The following is a 21032-nucleotide window of genomic DNA, read 5'->3' as shown; positions in this document are numbered from 1 at the left end:
TACATATGGCAGGCAATTTTTCAGAGATCGAAAGCCAAGGAAATATTAGTTTAAAATTTGGATTCTTAGGACTAGGTATGGGTGGATGCGCAATCGCAGCGGAGTGTGCAAATAAAGAAACTCAAATTAAAAATAACAAATACCCATATCGTGCGATTCTTGTTAATACAAATAGTCAAGATTTTAACAAAATTGAGATTAAAAATGGGGGAAATGTACGTAAAATACAGTTAGAAGGATATGAGCAGGGTGCAGCTCGTAATCCACAAGTTGGTGAGGAAGCATTTGTAAAGCATGAATCAAAGATTTTCGAAGCAGTTAAGCAGGAATTTGAAGATCGTGATTTCATTTGGATTACTTGTGGCCTTGGTGGAGGAACAGGAACTGGAGCTCTATTAAAGGCAATTGAAATGCTATATGAACATGATTACAATTTTGGATTATTACTAACTTTACCACGTGATGCAGAGGCTTTAAAAGTATTAGAAAATGCAACTTCACGCATTCGTAGTATTGCAATGAACCAAGAAGCTTTTGGCTCAATTGTATTAATAGATAACGCTAAACTATATAGAAAATTTGAAGAGGAAAATCCAAGTGCTTTAGCAAACGAATATACTAGTTATAGTAACAAATATATTGCTGATGCATTACATGAGATTAATCTAGTTACTTCATCATTTACACCGTTTTCAGATACACACTTTGATGCGAGTGAATTTGCTCAAGTAATTAATACACCAGGCGTTTTATCATTAGCAAAACTAGAACTAAAATCAAATCAATTAGACACTGAAAACCCGCTAGGTTATTTGACTCAATTAGGGAACGCACTAGAAAAAGGTGTTTTATACGATACAGAAAGAGAAGAGCTAGAAAGCGCTAAAAAGAGTGCACTATCTATCGTTACATCACCGCTACGAGCAGGTCGATTATATAACTTCTCTTTCCTTAACCAAATGGAAAACTTCTTAAAAGATAGAACTCCATATGTAGACGAACGTCCTATAGCTCCATATGTTAATAAACATACAACGAAAAAAGAAGAGGATATAGTAAAATTCTATTCAGTTGTTGCAGGACTACCATTGCCAAAACGTGTGAGTGATATTATTGATGAGATTACGAGAATTAAAGAAGAACGTGAGCAAGCTAATTCTAAGAAATCAAATGCTGTTTTAAATAAACTTTTTGCATTTGATGATTCAGTACAAGAAGAAAAGCCTAAAAAGAAAAAATTGAATTTTGGTGCTGAACCTGAAGTAGAAGTTGCTGACGATTCACAACCAGTAAAAAAGAAATTATCATTCTAAACAAAAGACCGACAAATATAATTTTTGTCGGTCTTTTTCTATTTCAATAGCAATAAAAAAATACAATTAACAAATAAGATATCTATTATATTTTCTGCATGTTTAACACAGCTTTATATAATGAGATAGTTTAAATAAATTGTTAGGCCGTCCTAACAATTGTATTCGTATACTTTATCCTTTAATAAATTGTTCGGTTAAAACATGTCTTCCGTCCGAACAATTTTAAAAGAACTCTAAGACTATATAAATCAATGTTTCTAGCAGATTTTCCGGAAGAGAAGTAATCCAAACTTCAGCGTACGAGTTTTAGTATCTAGATTAGCGCAAATTCAGTTTAAACTTTTAATAATTTACAACTAAATTTTGCTGTAATAAGATATATAGAAATGGTGGTTATTTATTGAAAATAAATTCGAATTATGGAGTTGCATATAATGAAAAGTAAAACGTATAAATATACAAGTAAAGGCACACAGAAATCTTTTCGTTTAAAAGAGGCTGATATATTTGTATTCACATTTTTATATTACAAAAGGCATCTTACTACACGACAAATTACTCAGCTTTATAGTGCATTTGAAGGTAGGGATTTTTCTGAGGATAGTGTGTTTACAAAGCTTAATCGTTTTTCAAAATACGGTGCTATCTTAACTAAAAAAATTGATAAAAGAGATGATAGTATAACCAGACGTGCGACATTCTCCTTAAAAGATAGAATGGTCGATTACCTTCAAGAAATAGGACGGATTCCTACAGGATCTTCAAAACGTAGATATTCTTCTTCAATCTCGTTACATACACTCTGCTCACGAGAAACATTAGTACGTACACTTTTAGAAGTGTCGAAAAAAACCAATACAAATAAGTTATTATGTGAGCTAGATATTCGCTCATATCATCAAAAACAAAAGAAAACAGAAATTGAAGATGCAGGTTTACTCTTAATTCCCGATGAACACATTTCATATCAAGACAAAAATATTTACATTGAAATGGATATGTGCAAAGAAACGAATGCTACCTTAATTGAAAAGGTGGGAAAGTATATTGAATATGCTCAAAAAAACAATGAGAATATAACTGTTGTTTTTGTTATGTATGACAAATCGATGTTCCTTGTGGAAGATGCTGACCCACCATACGTACGTATGAAAAATCTCTTATTTTCTATGCGAGAGTATCATGAACTTTTAATGAATCTACCAAATCTAAATATACACATCTGCTCTTTGAAAGAAGCTGGAGATGTTATTTCAGATATCATTCTAGGAATAGATGATAATCAAAACTTTGAACAAGATATTCTTCAGCCTTTATCTCAACGTACAGTAGGAGATGCTGACTGGCGCTACGCATATGTTGAAAAAGTCCAAACATTTAAGGAAACAATAGATGGCGGTCTTAGACGAACGTATAGAAGAGATAAAGATGCTATGCAAGATTTCTTCTTTATTTTTGGGAATGAAAATGATTACCGAATGATTGCTAGATTAGACGACGTTGTGTTTTCAAGAAGAGAAGGCGATGAAGGGGTGCCACTTGTTGTGATTTATCCAAAGCGAAACAAGGCTAGAGATATACTTTTAATGGACACTTATGACAACGTATTACTGCTATCCCTCCAAAATGAAGGTGTTACTATCGACGCAGATGAACAGATCATGGCACGTACTGCAAATAACATACATCCGAAAAGACGCAAGCTTGTTGAATTATATTAATCATTAATTTTTTATATACTTTTATACAATTTTATTGATTTTTATTATTTAAGATGATAGAATTACGTTTGAACTAAACACAAAAAACTACAATCAAATCAGAACATATGAAATTAAGGCAAGCGACACACGCTGTTTTTACAGTGGGTGTCGCTTGCCTTTTTTTATATGGAGAAAGGTGGAAAATTAAAATGGATTTACAATATGCAACTACTACAACTGAGGGAGTGCTCTCTGCTAGAGAAGCGTTTAAAAACCCTGAACTAGTCCTCAAACATATGACAGAAGAGGGCGCAACGTTTAGCGTTTCTCTACAAGATATCCAAATCCCAGGAAAACCGAATTACTATTGGTATGATGTAATTATTGAAACGGCATCGAATAAAAAAATAGAAGTAAATATTGCAGTACTTTCCCAAGAAGAATATAACCAACTCTGTGACAGAGATAGTATTGATTTATATTTAAAGCAAACTGAAGACGCTGCAAAATTCTTTTTTGAAAAATCAAAGGGATTATTCAAAAAAGAATTCAATAAGCGATTCAAGTTTAAACATAAAGCTCAATTATATCTGTAAGAGGTAGGTGAGCCTATATGCAGACATTTAAACAACGATTACCGTTATTTACTACAATCGGCTTAATTAGCGGATTTATTCTTTCATTTGTGTTCGGTTTAGTAAACTACATCAAGTTACTCTACTATGCATTTGAATCACCGTCTTATCCTATAGAAATTACATATGTACCGCTTATTTTAATGTTCTTTTCTTTGATATTAGGAGAATTCAGCTTTAGGTTTTATAGCCGTATTCCTGCTTTGCATGTAAAAAATGGGAAATTAATAATTTTGATTGCTTCTCATGTTGCAGTTGATATTCAATTTTTATGGTTTGCAACTGCTCCAATCCATGCAAAGGTTATCCCTTATCTTACGGATAAATCAAAACATGTTAACTTTGGTGAGTATGAAGCCATAGGTCATGTCTTAACAGGGAATTTCCACACACTCACTATGATTTTTGTCTTTTTACCTACAGTCTTTATGATCTTGTTTACACTTTGGTATAGTGGCCATATTGTTCGTTACAGAGAAGAAATATTAAAGTGGGTACAAAAATACGAATATAAAAATCACAAGTTACAAAAATGGTTTAATAGCCAAGAAGAGCAAATCTATCCTGATGTAGAAATTGGACCTCATATTGAGCATAAAGAGATGGTTCGTATTAAGGGGAAGGATAGAACGCTAAATGGAATTATTATTGGTCCAATCGGTTCTGGTAAAACATCAAGTTTAATTATTCCCATGATTAATCAAGACTTGCACTGGATGGTACGTTTTATAAATAAGTTTGAAACAGCGTATAAAAAGAATGATTATGATACAGAAGAAGTAAAAGGAACCTTTTTAAATGGTGTGACTGTTATTGAACCGAGTAATGATTTATGTCAAAAAGTATTTAAATTGGTACAAGCACATAAGATCCCAGCAAGCTCGGTTTACTACATTGATCCAACCAATCCCGATACCAAAAATATAAATATTCTTCGTGGACCGGTTGATAAAGTAGCAGAAGTTTTTGCAATGGTTATTCAAGGTTTGTCTGAATCTAACAATGCATTCTTTGAACAAGCGCAACGTAACCACCTTAAGCAACATATCTACTTATTAAAACTGCATAATCCACAAAAAGATGTCACCTTTGATGATTTAATAAGCATGTATGACGATGTAGAGCGTGTCCACCGTATGCACAAACTATTAAAAATACAGGTAGAAAAGTTATATGATTTTGTTCAAAGTGGAGCAGCTTCACGTGACCAAAAAAACGAATATCAAATTATAAAAGGTATTGATGAATGGTTTAATAATACAATCTGTGAAAAAACAGATTTCCAAGGAGAACCGGCCGTTTATAAATCAGGAAAATATCGCGGACAACCGATGCATTATGATAGAGAAGAAGAATATGTAAAGGGCTTGCGTAATATCTTAAAAGATTTAGCTTCAAACGTTTTAATACGACGTGTTTTATTTGGGAAATCCGATTTTGATTTCGATATCCATTTAGAGCAGGGTGGTATTCTACTAGTTAATACTGCGAAAGGGGAGTTAGCAGACCTTTCAAACGTATTAGGAAAATTTGTATTGCTGAGTATGCAGAATGCGGTATTCCGTAGGGAACCAAACGTCTCACCTTACCATCACATTATTGTGGATGAATTCCCGGATTATGTTGTTCGGCCGTTTAAAGAATTCCCTGCACAATCTCGTAAATATAAAGTAATTCTAACAATCGCTAGCCAAACACTATCTCAATTAGCTCTCGACTTTACGGAGCAATATATGTTTACCTTACTAGGCTCATTCCGTAACAAAATGATATTTGGAGATGTAACGCCATATGATGCAAAAATTTTCTCTGACATGTTCGGTGAGAAGGAGGAATTTAAAGAAGCAGAATCCGAACAAGGTATTTCACCTATGCAAGACAACCCTGTTAGTCGATTAGGATCAACTTATCAGAAAGCAAAAGAAGTTGTTATGTCACCAGGAGATATTATGGGACAAGGTGCATTCATCTGTGCTGCTCGTATAGTACAAGATAATCATGTGCAACCTGTACAACAAATTACAAGTAACTTTGTACCAAAAGAAGAATTCGCCCAAGCAATCATTCAAGTAGATATAGAAACAGGGCAATATTGGGAAAATGAACGTCTTCGTCTTATTAATGAATCTATTGCAAAAGCAAATCCTATGAAGCATGTAGACGCAGAGAACATGAAAAAAATACAACCTTTGCCGCCTATACAAGAGGATGAGATGAAACAAAATAGCTCTGTAGAAACAACCGAAGAGCAACAGCACATTGTATCATTGGAAGATTATAAGGTACACAAGTCTCATAATGAAACCTTATCTAATGAACCTGCAACTATGGATCAGCAGGGAGATGTTGATGATGAAGCTGAAAATAAGTTGTATGAAGATATTAAGGAATTCATTGTTGAATCCCAGCAAGTCTCGCCATCTATTCTGCAAAGAAAATTCAAGATCGGCTATATGAAAGCTATGCAATGTATTGAGAAGTTAGAACAAAATCTAGTTGTAAGTTCTTACACAGGGGATGGTCCTCGTAAAGTATTAATTTCAAATAGTAGTAGTATGCCAGAAGCAACAAGTGTTAATACTACTCATTCATCTGATAATACTATTTCACAGGAAGTAGCGATTCGAAGCGAAGACCAAGAAACTGTACAAGAGGAGACTAGCGTCTTTAAGGATATTCTATACGACGATGTTTTAAGTTTTGTGAAAGAAGCGGGAAGTGCCTCTATACCGGTACTACAAGACACGTTTGAAATTAGTTATACACGTACATCAAGATTAATAGAAGCCCTACAAAGAAATGGTGAACTGCCTGTTATAACAGAAGAAACACATCTAGAAAGTATAAGCACTGAAATAAAAGAACCAGTCGTGAAAAAAGATAATGAAGAAACCATAGATATAGAATTACCTCCTATGGACGAATGCTATGAAATAAATATGGAGGTAGCAGAACTAAACAAAGAATTATCTATTACTATGTTAAAGCAAGATTGGAATAAAGATTCCATTATTCATTCCGTGATTCCTGATGAGACCGAAACACTGTTTGAAGAATTCCCATCTGATGGACCTCCCGTTACAATAACAGAGCCAGAAGAAAAACATGTAGAAATCAACACGGTTTCAATTGGAGAAACGCTTAATCCTACCGAAGAAAACAAGCTAGATGAAGATGTAGCAAAAGTTTACGAATCTATTAGTATTACGGTTCAAGAAAACTTAGAAAAAAATAGAGAAGATCATTCGAAAAATGATGAGAAGAAACAAGAATATAAACCTATGAGTTACAAAGAACGCCAAGAGCACTTAAAAACTCAGCAAAAAAATACGAAAAACACTTCGCAGTCTCTGCTTAATAAAATTGAGAAACCAAAGCAAAAAACATCGAACGTTATGAGTAAAGAGTTGAATAATTTCTTTGATTAATAGAATGTAAACCTCAAATTAAATCTAGTAGGAATATCGCCAGTATTTCGAAAAAAATCACGCTAAGCCAAAAATACAATAAGCTGCCCATATTGGCAGCTTATTTATATAATTATCGTTGTAGGAAGTAAAAATAAAGCGGAAATTGCATGATAAAACATTTTTACTCCTTAAAATTACGTTATTATAAAGAAGTTTGGTAGTTTTTAATTAACCTTTAATTTAATCTCAAATTTAAGGGAGATGTATAAATGAACATTGGTAAACAGATACATTATTTTCGTAAACGGGATAATATGTCCCAAGAGGAGTTAGCAGCAAAAATTCATGTTTCCAGACAATCTATTTCTAACTGGGAAAATGAAAGGAACTATCCAGATATTCATAATTTACTAATGATGAGTATTCTCTTTAATGTCTCCCTGGATAATTTAGTTAAAGGAGATGTAAAGATCATGAAAGAAGAACTTCAAAAATCAACTTTCTTTAAGTGGAGTTACATCATGTTAGCATCAATGATTATACTTCCTATTTCTATTGCACCTGTATTTTACTTTTTTGGTTATTATGGTCTTATAATACCTTTGGTACTTACGATTTTGCTTATGTTTTCATTACAGCAAGTTGAAAACATAAAAAAAGAGCACAATTTAAAAACGTATCGTCAAATAGTTGATTTTATAGAGGGAAAACCTGTAAGTGAAGTAAAGCCTAATATAAAAGATAAATTATTAAAAATAGGTTTGATGCTTGTAAGTGGTTTAATTAGTTATAGTTTGATTTATTTAGGATTGAGTGTATTTGGAAGATAACTTAGAAAACTATTAAAAGTTCTCCAGATTGTTTAACTGGAGGACTTTTGTGTTTACATAATTATCGTTATCTGTTTAAAAGAAGTGAAAAAACTAGCAAGTTAGCTAGTTTTTTTGTCGAGAAATTTAAAATTGGTTTAACTTTTAGATTCGAGTTTAGAAAGACGTGCTTCAAGATTAGCTAAACTTATATGTAGTTGAGCATTTTCAATCTTAAGTTCTTCATTTTTTTTGTTTAAACCTTGAATAGCAGCCAAAGATATACCATGTAAATCTGTGCTCGAGATGTATTTTTCATCATCTGCATTTAATCCGAAGGCGGATTGGAAATCTTGAGCAGTCGGGCCAATGTGACGCTTACTGGATGTGTCATCTATATAGCTCCAAGACTGAATAGGCAAGCTTGATAATTTCTCCAGCATCTCAAAAGGGTCGACGTTGGAGAAATTCTTCTTAGCCTTCTTATCACTAGTTAGCTTAACTCCTCGTGCCCAGACGTCACCCGATGCTGCGATATTTCCACTTGCTTCGATGTCACTTCTTGAGACGATATAACCTTTTGTTTCAATTGAACCATCAGAATGTACAGAGAATGGGGCGACGTTACCTGCTTGATTCAGGCTAGAGATAAGAAGCCCTGATGAATTATTCTTGAGAAATAAAACTGGCCATCCACCACCTCCTTCAGCGACAAGAGGGATCTGTTTGTTGGACATTGCCCGTATACCAATACCACCATTGGTATTATTACCTAAAACTGCAGCAACATTTGGGTCATCAGATTGAGCAGTTATTGGCGGTTGTCTATACATTTACACCACTCCCCGTGGAAAAATTTCCTACCTAAATTTGGAATTATAATTACAAATATACTGTTAAAATGGTTTTTTAAGAACTGAATTCAAATGTATACCAATAAATAGGAAAAAACATAAACTACCAATTTATTTTAGATGTCAATATATATATATGTTTTTCATTTTATAGGTGTTAAAAAAATTAACACCTCATGTCTTATGAACCCTTGCTATTACTGACTTTTTATATTTTCTTTATCACATTCTTATATAATAGGGCTAAAAGTTCCGTAAGGAACGGGTCGTATTTTTGAGAAAACCTTTCAAAAATCTTCATCCTCATCTAAAGGCTACTGCCTTTTCTTTTTGATGTTGTCCTTGCAAAACTTTTTTTCGGTTCGTGTGTTTTTCTCGCCAAGCCGACAGACAAAAAGCAAGCAGCGTATCAAAATCAAATTGAAAAAGTTATCAAGGAATAAAAAAGATATACCATTGAAATTTGTATGAGTATGGAAATCACCCAATTATGTATAGACAATCATCCAAAAAGTATACAGTTAAATAAAATAATAGGGGAAAATTAGTTGCAATAGAAAAGATTTAATTTATAAAAAATTAATTGAAAAACTTTAATAATACTATTTAATCTAATATTACGTTTTATGGAACATATTTCGAAACAATAACGAAAAGGGAGAGTGAAAATTATGCCATTTAAATTTAGGAACGAGACCAATTTAACCGTGTGGTTAGCAGCCGCCTTTTATGATCCAACATGTAGTAGTAAATGGAGAAAACAAGGGTGGTTTCGTATGGCCCCTGGACAGATAATAACGTTATGGCCTGGACCGGCCACGTATAGTGATGTTTACTTCTTTGCTAGGGATACAAATGAAACTAGGAAGTGGGAAGGAAATGAATATAATGTTGTCCTCCCTTTAGGATATATGGGATTTTCTAATGGATTAGAATATTATTTCGATCGATGTTGGGGCGATCCGAATACTGAGCCAAATAAGATACGTCGTGGGTTGATTGGAATTAGGGCTACAGCTGATGATTTCACATATCCCATTCGTTAGACGTGATGAAAGATAAAATGCTATCCGTTTATTATTATTCGGTCTATTGTATCAAAGTAAACGTCAAATAACTTATATATATGTAAGTTAATATAATGTCCTGTTATTGGTATGAAAAAAGGATCTTTGATTGGAAGATCCTTTTTGTTGTTTATTAAACTCAATTTTCTTTAAGTTGAATTAAAATGTCTATAGTTTTTAAGTAGACATTTTCAAAATAAATTCTACAATTAACCACAAATATTAGTAGCTCTACTAATTAAGCTCCAAATTCTTGGAATAATTTTGTTTGTTATCTTATCATAGTCTGGACCAGCAACAACTACAATTTCGTAAAATCGATATTGATCAATTTTCAAATGCATAATAACCACTGTATGATCATCATTGGTTGTGCAGACAACTGCGCCGCTTTGATTACTTACATTTGAATAGTAATACCTCAACTCATTTGCTATACACTCCTTGTGACGTTCAATGTCTGAATAATTGTTTATCAATGCTCTATAATTGATCGATGGATGAGCCAATAATTTTCCTCCTCAAAAATATTTTTTAAATTACTAAGATTGTATTGAATTGTTTATGTTCGTGTATATTGTCTATACATATAAAAAATGAATTTACAGAGTGCTTATGATAGGATTACATAATTTGTAAAAGTATGTGTTTTAAAAAAATTAATAAAATAAATATCTTAATTAGCTCTTCTTATTAGGAGAAAGCATGTATAATTTATGAAAATGACTGGTCAAAAGAAGGTTTATTTAAGTAATGTTTGGGGGAACTATTATTAGTGAAGTTAATAATATCTAGGTTGATATAATGGAAGGGCTCTTCTAAATGTTGCATATTGATGGTCCGGGTATTGATTTATGGGTTCAGTATAGAGATGAAAATCTCGGTGACGAATGTAACGATTGGGGTAATTAGACGAACGAAATGAATACTGATTTGGGTCTATAAGTCCAGGTTCTAAGATGAAGGTAGAGTCTGCGCGTACTTTTGGTTCCGCTTCTGGATCCAAGGCAGGTCCGTAATAACTAAAATGGATACGAAAGTTATCTTCAGGTAAGTGTCGTAAAACAATTAATGGGTTGATCATTAAACGAATCTGTCCACTTTCTCCATATCTCCAAGCACCTGTCCATTCAAATGAGGCATACATTTGGTCACTTTCGGTTTGAATCGTAGTAAGTTCTCCTAAACCAGTTACTTCACGAATATACATGTTTGGATAGTTATTAGAATATAAAGAAAGATAAGCCATATTTCCACTCCTTAATATAATGAAGTTTTATCAAGGTACCTTTCCTTTTTTTATTTTAAGAAATTAGAGTTAAAAAGTTTAGTTTATATACTTAAAATTTGTTGGAAATATACATTATTATTATATGGATGAGATATATATTAAGAACTAATAATTTAATGTATATTGTATACATATAAGGTTAACATAACGTCTCATTATAGGTAGAGAGGAAAAAGAAGGAATCCTACTTTCACAAGGAAATCTCCTTTTTCCGTTCTATGGAGCAATGCATTTTTTTATACAATCCTATTATGTCGCGTTTTTAGGTTTCTCGTTTGTTACTGGATTACCCGAAAAATTGTATAAAATTATGCATACTCTTAGCGTGTTATCTTTCTGAAATGTTGGCAGTAGAGCCCTAGTAAGACTGTGTTCTAGATTTTGATTCAACCTATAGCAAACTTATGATTTTAAAATTATTCTTGCATTTGAGTAAAAATACCATTATATTTGTATTAACAACTATATAAATAAAACATAATTTACGTGAAGGACACACCTTACGTACCATCCCAACGGTACAGGTGTGTCCTTTTTGCGTTCTAGGAGGAAAATGTAATGGCAGAAGACAAAACAAACACTCAAACTGTAGAAGAACTTGGAATGGTTTTTGAATCAGAGAATTCACAAGGTGACACATTGTCAGCAACAAACTTTAATCAATTCGAGCGAGTACGTGAACATGAATTAGAAGAATTAGCACGTATGAAACGTGAACGCACTGTAGGGAAAGGTTTAATTACAGTCGTATCTGAAAAACTATTCCCGACTAAAAACGGAAAGTCTGAGCGTATACAAGTACTTACAATGCAAATTGGTTCTCATACAACAGCATATTGTCCAATTACAGAGGCAGGTATAAACATTCCTAAAAATCCTCAATGGTTAGTGGGTAGAACAAAGCCTGTTATTATTGAACACTTCCAGAAAACAGAAGAAGGGAACTTTGCTGTTGTATCTATCACTGCAGGGGAAATAGCACTTCAAAAAAGACTATATGAAGAAGTAGAAACACAAGACGGAAATAAGGTATATACAGGAAACGTTTCTGGACATATTCCATCTGCACAAACTGTATTGGTTGAAGTTCATGGTGTGACAGTAGGAGTAAGATACTCGCAATGGTCCCATTCATTCGTTCGCTCAGAGGATATTATTATTGGTGATGTTGTAGAGCTTATCATTGATAAAGTAGTAGAAAAGAATGGGCGCTATGAGTTTAGGGGAAATAAAAAAATATTAGAAACAGATCCAATGGAGAAACTATTAGAATTAAACAAACGCCGTGACCGCTTTGTAGGTAAAATTGTAGGTGTTGATGCTATTGCTGGGATTTTCGTTGAGGTTGCACCAGGTATTCAATTTAAAGGACTAAAGAGCCGTAACCTTGCTAATCCAACTCCAGAAGATGCAATTAACCAAACAATCGTTACATGTGAGCTGCTTAATATTGATGCTAAAAATAGAAGAGGAACCGTACGTATCCTAAATTATCCGCAAGGCCAGAGTAAAAAATCTAATTCGTCAATTTACCAATTTTAATGAATGATTATGCGTACAATAGAGAAACAAATGTCTACTTATATCCCTTCTATTCCTCATTTATCAAGTGAGGATGTACAAGGACTTCAAATATATCGGATACATGATTTGGATAAAACCTATGTATTCCACTCTTATGAAGAATTAGTTAAGTTTAAGCAGCGTTTAACAGAAGAACAATATGCATTACTCACTTTCATTGGTTTGCATATGTCCGTTAGATTCAATCATTTATTATATTTATTCAAAAGTAAATATTCACGTAAGAAAATAAATGATGCACTTCAAGGATTACTTTATTATCGTCTAATTGAGAAATGGCAAGTAGATATTTTTGATATGGAGATCTTTGAAGAAACATATACGTTATCCGATAATGGCTATAAACTCTTAAAATACTGGCAAGGAAATATGTTCTTCTTTGCTCCAGAACGAATTGATAATCATGGTAAATATGTTCACCTACGTTATTGGCATGATATAGACCTACTTTGCCACCTGCGTTATGCTTCATCCTTTTTAGGACATATTATGCATCCATCCATTAATAAAGGGGTTTTTACCCCTCCTTTAAGTTTTATAGTAAACGGCGGGGAAGAACGTAAATTAAATTTCGTTGTATACTCTACCTTGTTATCTGATAAAAAAGACCGATTAAAACGAATAATTGCTAGATGGAAAACTTTTGTAGAATCAGGAAAAGATATTATTATGCGGGGTTTTGGAAATAATCCTACTATCTTAGTTATTTATGTTTCTACTGAAAAACAAGCAAAGCAAATTAATAATGAACTATTACTCGACCTGCTCCCTGGTAAAGTATTGTTGTGTATAGGAGAAACCTTACATATGCAAGGATTACAACATGCATTTTACCAGCCCCTTGCAGAAGGGGAGATTAAACAATTAAATACAAAGCTATTCGCAACACACTAGGCCACCCTTACAAGCTATTAATTTCTTTTAAGGGTGGCTTGTTTACTGCTTTGTATTCGCTGTTTAAACTCCTTTGGTAAACAGTTATTCTCTTTTTTAAACAACTTATAAAACTGTGACATGTTTGCAATTCCAACTTCACATCCGACATTTGAAATACTAAGGTCACTTGTTATTAATAAACTTTCTGCTTGTTTGATGCGCTTATAATTCACATAATCCAAAAAGGAAATACCCATAATTCTTTTAAAGTATTTTATGAAATAATGATAGCTTAAATTTATTAATGCACATGCTTTGGTTACGGTTATCTTTTCTCCTATATGATCTTCTACATAATCAAGTACGGGTTTTAAACGAGCCAAGTCGTCTTGTTCACTATAATTTAAAATGTTATGTGTATCATTTCTTACTAGTATTAAAAGTAATTTCTTAATGGCAGCACTAATTGCGATTTCATATCCGTTTATTTTCTTTTTTGATTCTGTAAAGATTTCTATAATAAGAGCATAAGCCTCATGTTTTACCACTTTATTTTGTTCAAAAATATAGTTTAACTCATTTAGAGATTTTGTTTGTTCTGAAAAGCAATGTAAATATTGTATAATGCTTCGGTCAAAGTGTTGTTTTAAATTTACTTGAAACACAATGTAGTGTAACGAATCTGCAGAAGCTTTATGTGACCGATGCAACTCAGATTTCCCCAAAATAAAAACATCTCCAGGACCAAGAACAATATATTTATCTTTATTTTGTATACCTAAATATCCTTCTATAATTGCTAAAAACTCAATCTCTTCATGATAATGCCAAGGGGCACTCTCAATTTGATCATAATAAGAAGTTTCCATAACAATGTCCCATACCTTTAAAAATAGTAATGGATTTTGATAAGTGACCTTTTCTTCAATTGCTTCAGTAAGTTTATTATAAATCCCTTCTGTCATAGACGTTTACACCTCCTTGTTAGCAATATAACACCTTTATCAAAATACGATAAGTAAGTTGCCTTATTTCTAATAGAAAAAGGCAACTTATGATATAAACATAACGATATATGGCATATTTTTTAATTGAATAAATTTCTATAATAATTTCAAATCGAGCAAAAGGGGGATATGATAGTGAATATTTTAAAAGTAGGTGTTATTGGCTGCGGAAGCATCGCGCAGTATCGTCATTTACCAGAATACCAAGCAAACCCATATGTGCAGATTGTAGCTGTTTGTGACAGTAATAAACAACGCGCAAAAGAAATTGCCAATAAATATGGTGTAAATATGTACACTGACTTTAACGAGCTTATCAATTGTGAAGAGTTAGATGCAGTGAGTGTCTGTACACCAAATGATTTACATGCATCAATCTCTATCGCTGCTTTACAATCAGGCATTCATGTACTATGTGAAAAGCCAATGGCGACGTCAAAAAAAGACGCCCAAAAGATGATTGATGCTGCTGAAAAAAACGGTAAAAAGTTAATGATTGGTCATAACCAGCGCTTTGTCGCTTCTCACCAAAAGGCAAAACAGTTGATTGAAAATGGAGAAATCGGAAAAATATATAGCTTCCGTACAGCATTTGGTCATAGTGGTCCTGAAAATTGGAGTGTAGACGGAAAAGAGAGCTGGTTCTTTAAAAAAGATGAAGCGTTTCTTGGTGCAATGGGTGATTTAGGTGTACATAAAGCCGATTTAATTCGGTATGTCCTGAATGAAGAAATTACAGAAGTTGGCGCCCTTGTTGAGACGAGCGCAAAAACATTTTCGAATGTAGATGATTGTGCAGTATGTGTGTTGAAAAGCGAAAGTGGTATTATCGGATCACTTGCAGCAAGTTGGTCTTACGTTAGCAAAGAAGATAATTCAACAATTATTTATGGTGAAAAGGCCACTCTTCGCCTGGAAGATGATCCAACTTACTCACTCATTCTTCAATATAAAAATGGTGAAGTTGTAAAATATGAGCTTGATAAAATTCAATCGAATGCTGCAGTTAGTCAAAGTAATTCACATGTGATTGAGCGGTTTGTAGAGTCCATTCTTTCTGATAAAGAGCCGTTAATTAATGGCGTAGAAGGAATGAAATCGTTAGAAGTCATTTTAGCAGCCATACAATCAAGTGAAACAAAACAAATTGTTACAATTCCATTATGAGAAAAGGTGAAGACATGAAGAAACTACGCATTGGAATAATAGGGACCGGAGGAATTGCAAAAGGTCGCCATATCCCTGCATTTGTAAAGTTACATGAATATTGTACGATTACGGCTATACATGATAGAAACATAGAACGCGCAAAACAAACCGCTGAAACATATAACATTCCTTATGTATTTGAAACATATGAAGAAGTCTTTAAAGAAGTTGACGCTGTTTGTATTTGTACACCAAATAAGTTTCATTCTGAGATTTCTATCGCAGCATTACAAGCAGGGAAACATGTATTATGTGAAAAACCGATGGCTTTAACAGCGACAGAATGTGAACAAATGATAGAATCTGCAAAAAACAGCGGTAAAAAACTTGCTATCGCTTATCATTATCGCTACATGAAGGAGTCACAAGTTGCAAAAAAAATGATGATAGATGAGATTGGAACGCCTCTTGTTGTTCGTGTAAAGGCACTCCGTCGCCGAAAAGTGCCAGGATGGGGCGTTTTCACAAATAAAGAATTACAAGGTGGAGGAAGTTTAATAGATTACGGCTGTCATCTTCTTGATTTAGCACTATGGTTAATTGGAAATCCAAAACAAACAGAAGTCATTGGTAGTGTCTATAATGCAGTTAGTAAGCTACCAAATCAAATAAACATGTGGGGGAAATATGATTATAGAACATTTGAAGTTGATGATCATGTTACCGCATACATAAAGTTTGAAAATGGAGCATCATTAATATTTGAAACTTCTTGGGCAGCAAATATTAAAAATGATGAAGAACAAGTAAGTATCTCCGGAGTAAACGGTGGAATGAATGTTTTTCCAATTGAATTATATACAACAAAACATAATATGCTATTAAATAGTGAACCTATTTGGATAGGATCTAACAGTGATCCTGGAATTTTGCAAGCTGAAAACTTTATAAAAGCTTGCTTATACGACGAGGAATTAATTGTAAAACCTGAGGAATCGCTGCAAGTATCACAAATTATTGATGCAATTTACGAGAGTAGTAACACACATGTAGAAAGGACGGGAAGATAAATGAAATTAGGAGTATTTACAACACTTTTTTCTCATATGGAGTTTGAAGAAATGCTAGATTATGTACAAGCAGCCGGTTTGCATGCTGTAGAAATTGGTACAGGATGTTATCCTGGAGGATCGCACTGTAACTTAGATTTATTATTAGAAAGCGAACAAGCCAGAAGCACATATATAGAACATGTACAAAAAAGAGATTTAATCATTAGCGCTTTTAGTTGTCACGGAAATCCTTTATCCCCGGATACTGCTTTTGCAAAAGAATCCCATGAAACATTGTTAAAAACCATTCAACTCGCTTCACTACTAGACGTACCTGTTGTGAATTGTTTTTCAGGCGTAGCAGGTGACCATGAAAACGCAAAATACCCGAATTGGCCTGTTGCACCATGGCCAAATGAATACAACGATATTTTAAAATGGCAATGGGAAGAAAAACTCATTCCTTATTGGAAACAAGTTGGTGAATTTGCAAAAGAACATGGTATGAAAATTGGTTTAGAACTTCACGGTGGTTTCTTAGTACATACGCCATATACATTACTAAAACTACGTGAAGAGACATGCAATGCAATAGGTGCTAACTTAGACCCTAGCCATTTATGGTGGCAAGGAATTGACCCTATCGCTGCTATTAGGTTATTAATGAAAGAAAATGCAATTTATCACTTTCATGCAAAAGACACTTACATTGATCAAGAAAATGTGAATATGTATGGTTTAACAGACATGCAGCCTTACGGTAAAGTGAAAACAAGAGCTTGGACGTTCCGTTCTGTTGGTTGTGGCCATAGCTTAGATGAATGGTCGCAAATGATGAGTGCACTTCGTACATATGGATATGATTATGTTGTAAGTATTGAACACGAAGATCCACTCATGTCTATTCAAGAAGGATTTAAACGTGCCACAAAGAATCTTCAATCTATTTTAATTGAGGAAAATCCTTCACAGATATGGTGGGTGTAACTTTGTTTAAAAAGAAAGGAGTAACATTTTTTCGGAGAAGCCATTCGTAAAAGAATATGAGCTTCTCTTTTTTTAAGAAATGTTTAAAAAAGGACGCAATATTCCAAAAAAAAAATAAGAAAACTAATAATCCTGTATCTACCTCTATACAAAGTACGGATTTTACGAAATAATATTCTTTGACACCTTTATACAGAAAAAAACAATATATACAAATATATTTATTTCATGTGAAGGAATATATAAGAAAGGGGTAACACATTGCTACGTATACAAAGAGGCTACATGTACGATCCAGATGATAATGAGGTCATTGTGAACGAAATTTTCTACAACACTGCATCCGAACAAAAGCTAGGAAGTAAAATGAGTGTGTTTGCTGCAGACAAGCTACCTACTTCCATTTTTGAAAAGATCCAAGAAAACGAAAGTATGTCTTATATGGAAAGTATGGAAGTAGAAGAAGAAACTATTCAAGAAATACTTTATTATTTAGACCAAAATCAAAAACCAGAAAAGCTATATTTCGAACTGCAGTACATGAAGTAACACCAAGAATTGAAAATAAGAAGGGATTTTTAGTAGGGGAAATAGGGGCACTATTCTTCAATACATATAACAGCTGCATAGAAAGTCCCTTCTTATCTTCGTTTCATTAAAAACGTTTGAATATGACATAAAATTAGTTTAATATAAACGTATATTTATTGTTTAATTGATTCCGTTTATTCCCACACCTTATTGTGTTGTGGTTGAGTTGTAGAAGCAAGTTTTGTGTCTTGTTTCAATTGTGAAAGGGCTTCTTTGGGCCGATTAGTGTATATATAGCTTATTTTGCTATGCACGTTTTTAATCGACTTAAAGAAGCCCTTTTTGTGTTGTCTTTAAGTTAGGAATCACTTGTACGTAGACCTTCGGGGCTAATAATATGCGAAATAAAAAGTACACCTATTGTGTTTTTTGTTTCAGTTAGAGGAGAGATTATATGGAATTTTACAAAGTATGGCATAAGAAAAAGAATATGAAAGTCATTAATACTCATAATAACCATGAAACAATGGGCCTTTATTTAACAGAAACATATCCTATCTTCGATTGTATAAGGTACCGAAATGTTTAAAAGTTAAGCACACAGGTAATAACCATTAAAAAATAATGTGAATAACAGCACTAGGTTTACAGCGTTTCTTATTATTGTTAAAGATTTTTGAATTTGACATAAAAGAAAGAGAATAATTTCTAATTCATAGTAAACTAGATAAAGATTGGAATATAAAAATTAAAAACTAGAGAATATATATAGAAGTAGGGTACTTGTTGCAATGCTAAAAACACTAGAGATTAGGATTTGTAAACCAGAGAGGAGTCATATAATATGATTACAGTTAACCGAGGGTATATGTACGATCCAGATGATAATGAAGTTCTAATTACTGAGATTTATTATGAAGCTGCTACAGAAACTAAATTAGGGAGTAAGATGAATAGCTTATCTTATTCAGTTCTTCCTAATAACATTAAAGAAAAAATAGAAGCAGTTACTTCATTATCCTATATGGAGAGCATTGAAATGTCACAGCAATTAGCTGCTATATATCAGAATGAAATTAATAAGTATGGAGAACCGGAAAAATTGTACTTCGAGTACACAAATATGTAAGAAGAGAGAAGGCATTGAACGACCTAGTTCAATGTCTTTTTTTGAATAAATTCACAGAGATAGGAAAAATAGAAATACGGTAAGTAACTTTTACTGTATTCATCTTAAGTTCATATTTGCAGGTGAGTATTCAATAACAGGGGTTTGCTTAGATTTCTAAAATAAATATACAAGGGGGCGTAAAGGAGGCATATTTTTTTGTCTCCTTCTTTTATTATGAGGACATTTAAAACTATCCAATTCGCAATGTTTACAAATATTAAACATTATATGTTTCTGCTTATAAAGATTGAGCCAATATTAGAGGAACCACATCATGACTATAAGCTATTTCAATTTATGTGCAAGCTAGAGATAAATCAAATATATGAAGCACTTGAAGGCCAGAGGAAGGGTACTTATATAGATTCAAATGCCCATCCAGTATATATACATACACTTATTAAGCAGGCGAATTTACTTCAATATGTTATTTCCATTGTGCAGGAGGAAGGAGTTATTCATGCTGCATCGATACTATTGATGCACTCATTTGACTTGTACACCGTACATAGGATTACAAATTTATCAATTTCATATCTAAGAAACTTACGGAATACACTTTCAAAATAAATTTCGGGGGATATCTATAATGAGCATTATTATCAATATTGCAAAAGGAAAAAAGCTTGTACCATATATTGTTTTAATAAGTAAAAGAGGGAATAGTAGTGCAGACGGTAGCCCCTTATAAGAATTCAAGCAGGGATACGAATGTTATCAAGCATTGCAAAACGTTGGAAAACAAGAAAACAAGAAAACAATAAAAAAAATATATAATAGCAGGGAGAAGAGAAACGCATGTATAATATACTTAAACGTCAATTTAATTACATTATCCGAGGGGTGATTCGGATTAACGAAGAGGTACAAAGGGAATTGGACCTATTGGTGCAAAAGATTCGTGAAACTGTATCTTCTGTCCAAAAAATCATCCTTTTTGGCTCTCATGCATATGGCACACCAAATGAAGACAGTGATTTTGATCTCTGTATTGTTGTGGAAGGTGTAGGAGAAAGAAAAAGGGAAGTCATTAATCGTATCAATTGGGGGATTTACGATGTAATGGAAACGCCAGTTGATATTTTAGTGTATGGACCAGAAGAGTTTCAAGAACGTGCTAGCCGTACTGTAACTATGGAACATAAGATTGCTCTAGAAGGGACGATCTTATATGAGAAATATTGAGGATCTAAAAGAGTGGGTATTCATTGCAAAATCCGATTTAGATTCTGCTAGCTACTTATCTCATATGAAACCTTTCCCCACTGCAATTATTTGTTATCATAGTCAACAATGTGTGGAGAAACTCCTAAAAGGATTTCTTGCACTAAACGGTAGGCCAGTCCCTAAAACTCATAACCTTTTAATGCTGCATAAATTTTGTTGTAGATTAGATGAGGAGTTCTCATTGATTTTAGAACAATGCGTGCAGCTAAATGGTTATGCTACTGACATTCGTTATCCGTATTTTGAAGCCCTTACCGTTCAAGATGGGTTACTTGCTATACAGCATGCTCAAAAAGTAATGCGTTTTTATAAAAAGATCTTAAACAAGCTAAATATAAATGAAATCGAAATCGATTAAAAATA

At 33.2% G+C, this 21032-nt stretch carries 20 protein-coding genes; 16 read left to right on the top strand and 4 right to left on the bottom strand.

Translation table 11 applies throughout. The features are described 5' to 3' along the window. The first annotated feature begins 5 nt into the window (after window positions 1–5). The 5 genes from repX to ACTFRH_RS26790 all read left to right on the top strand — a co-directional run bounded on the left by repX (window position 6) and on the right by ACTFRH_RS26790 (window position 7894). Window positions 6–1313, top strand: coding sequence for a plasmid replication protein RepX (gene repX, locus ACTFRH_RS26810; RefSeq protein WP_000918305.1), 1308 nt, complete (start codon window positions 6–8; stop codon window positions 1311–1313). A 437-nt stretch (window positions 1314–1750) separates the two neighbouring features. Then, on the top strand, window positions 1751–3037 hold the full coding sequence (locus ACTFRH_RS26805; protein WP_000837865.1) for a replication-relaxation family protein: 1287 nt from the start codon (window positions 1751–1753) through the stop codon (window positions 3035–3037). Between the two features lie 191 nt (window positions 3038–3228). Beyond that, window positions 3229–3615, top strand: coding sequence for a hypothetical protein (locus ACTFRH_RS26800; protein WP_000365740.1), 387 nt, complete (start codon window positions 3229–3231; stop codon window positions 3613–3615). 17 nt (window positions 3616–3632) lie between these two features. Continuing rightward, entirely contained in the window at window positions 3633–7082 is a 3450-nt protein-coding gene (locus tag ACTFRH_RS26795) for a DNA translocase FtsK (protein WP_001192889.1), read from the top strand. A 251-nt stretch (window positions 7083–7333) separates the two neighbouring features. Then, entirely contained in the window at window positions 7334–7894 is a 561-nt protein-coding gene (locus tag ACTFRH_RS26790) for a helix-turn-helix domain-containing protein (RefSeq protein WP_001020599.1), read from the top strand. Window positions 7895–8031: 137 nt separating this feature from the next. On the opposite strand, the gene ACTFRH_RS26785 is transcribed toward ACTFRH_RS26790, so the two are convergent. Then, window positions 8032–8706, bottom strand: a complete 675-nt coding sequence (locus tag ACTFRH_RS26785) for a tail fiber domain-containing protein (RefSeq protein WP_000286232.1) — start codon at window positions 8704–8706, stop codon at window positions 8032–8034. 692 nt (window positions 8707–9398) lie between these two features. On the opposite strand from ACTFRH_RS26785, the gene ACTFRH_RS26780 reads away from it, so the two are divergent. Next, window positions 9399–9773 (top strand): DUF1036 domain-containing protein, encoded by a 375-nt coding sequence (locus tag ACTFRH_RS26780; RefSeq protein WP_001115951.1) that lies wholly within the window; start codon window positions 9399–9401, stop codon window positions 9771–9773. 230 nt (window positions 9774–10003) lie between these two features. On the opposite strand, the gene ACTFRH_RS26775 is transcribed toward ACTFRH_RS26780, so the two are convergent. Both ACTFRH_RS26775 and ACTFRH_RS26770 read right to left on the bottom strand, forming a co-directional pair. Beyond that, window positions 10004–10303, bottom strand: a complete 300-nt coding sequence (locus ACTFRH_RS26775; RefSeq protein WP_000941097.1) for a hypothetical protein — start codon at window positions 10301–10303, stop codon at window positions 10004–10006. A 272-nt stretch (window positions 10304–10575) separates the two neighbouring features. Continuing rightward, the gene (locus ACTFRH_RS26770; RefSeq protein ID WP_000323831.1) at window positions 10576–11043 is read right to left on the bottom strand and encodes an AbfB domain-containing protein; all 468 of its coding nucleotides are present in this window, start codon (window positions 11041–11043) and stop codon (window positions 10576–10578) included. A gap of 600 nt (window positions 11044–11643) precedes the next feature. Here ACTFRH_RS26770 and ACTFRH_RS26765 point away from each other — a divergent pair. Both ACTFRH_RS26765 and ACTFRH_RS26760 read left to right on the top strand, forming a co-directional pair. After that, window positions 11644–12627: a hypothetical protein gene (locus tag ACTFRH_RS26765; protein ID WP_000796706.1), complete on the top strand. Its 984-nt coding sequence runs from the start codon at window positions 11644–11646 to the stop codon at window positions 12625–12627. A 9-nt stretch (window positions 12628–12636) separates the two neighbouring features. Continuing rightward, window positions 12637–13563 carry a hypothetical protein gene (locus ACTFRH_RS26760; protein ID WP_033703389.1) on the top strand — a complete coding sequence of 309 codons (927 nt, stop codon included), beginning with the start codon at window positions 12637–12639 and terminating at the stop codon, window positions 13561–13563. Window positions 13564–13580: 17 nt separating this feature from the next. Here the strand turns inward: ACTFRH_RS26760 and ACTFRH_RS26755 are convergent, their stop codons facing one another. Continuing rightward, window positions 13581–14510 carry an AraC family transcriptional regulator gene (locus ACTFRH_RS26755; protein ID WP_000134678.1) on the bottom strand — a complete coding sequence of 310 codons (930 nt, stop codon included), beginning with the start codon at window positions 14508–14510 and terminating at the stop codon, window positions 13581–13583. Between the two features lie 177 nt (window positions 14511–14687). Between ACTFRH_RS26755 and ACTFRH_RS26750 the strand changes: the two genes are divergently transcribed. The 8 genes from ACTFRH_RS26750 to ACTFRH_RS26715 all read left to right on the top strand — a co-directional run bounded on the left by ACTFRH_RS26750 (window position 14688) and on the right by ACTFRH_RS26715 (window position 21027). Beyond that, complete coding sequence (locus ACTFRH_RS26750; RefSeq protein WP_001023514.1) at window positions 14688–15719, top strand: Gfo/Idh/MocA family protein; 1032 nt, start codon at window positions 14688–14690, stop codon at window positions 15717–15719. 14 nt (window positions 15720–15733) lie between these two features. After that, complete coding sequence (locus ACTFRH_RS26745) at window positions 15734–16771, top strand: Gfo/Idh/MocA family protein (RefSeq protein ID WP_003304095.1); 1038 nt, start codon at window positions 15734–15736, stop codon at window positions 16769–16771. After that, on the top strand, window positions 16772–17740 hold the full coding sequence (locus ACTFRH_RS26740) for a sugar phosphate isomerase/epimerase family protein (RefSeq protein WP_000766050.1): 969 nt from the start codon (window positions 16772–16774) through the stop codon (window positions 17738–17740). A gap of 285 nt (window positions 17741–18025) precedes the next feature. Continuing rightward, window positions 18026–18289, top strand: a complete 264-nt coding sequence (locus ACTFRH_RS26735; protein WP_000272219.1) for a hypothetical protein — start codon at window positions 18026–18028, stop codon at window positions 18287–18289. An 826-nt stretch (window positions 18290–19115) separates the two neighbouring features. Then, complete coding sequence (locus ACTFRH_RS26730; protein WP_000633820.1) at window positions 19116–19400, top strand: hypothetical protein; 285 nt, start codon at window positions 19116–19118, stop codon at window positions 19398–19400. Between the two features lie 216 nt (window positions 19401–19616). Beyond that, window positions 19617–20012, top strand: coding sequence for a hypothetical protein (locus ACTFRH_RS26725; protein ID WP_033703634.1), 396 nt, complete (start codon window positions 19617–19619; stop codon window positions 20010–20012). 228 nt (window positions 20013–20240) lie between these two features. After that, window positions 20241–20627: a nucleotidyltransferase domain-containing protein gene (locus ACTFRH_RS26720; protein WP_000282360.1), complete on the top strand. Its 387-nt coding sequence runs from the start codon at window positions 20241–20243 to the stop codon at window positions 20625–20627. Next, window positions 20614–21027 (top strand): HEPN domain-containing protein, encoded by a 414-nt coding sequence (locus ACTFRH_RS26715; RefSeq protein WP_001244157.1) that lies wholly within the window; start codon window positions 20614–20616, stop codon window positions 21025–21027. Before ACTFRH_RS26720 ends, ACTFRH_RS26715 begins: the two co-directional genes overlap by 14 nt. Window positions 21028–21032 lie beyond the last annotated feature (5 nt).

The organism is Bacillus cereus group sp. MYBK216-1, from assembly GCF_051916495.1.
GTDB classification, from domain to species: domain Bacteria; phylum Bacillota; class Bacilli; order Bacillales; family Bacillaceae_G; genus Bacillus_A; species Bacillus_A thuringiensis_K.
This window is presented reverse-complemented; position numbering and strand designations above follow the sequence as displayed.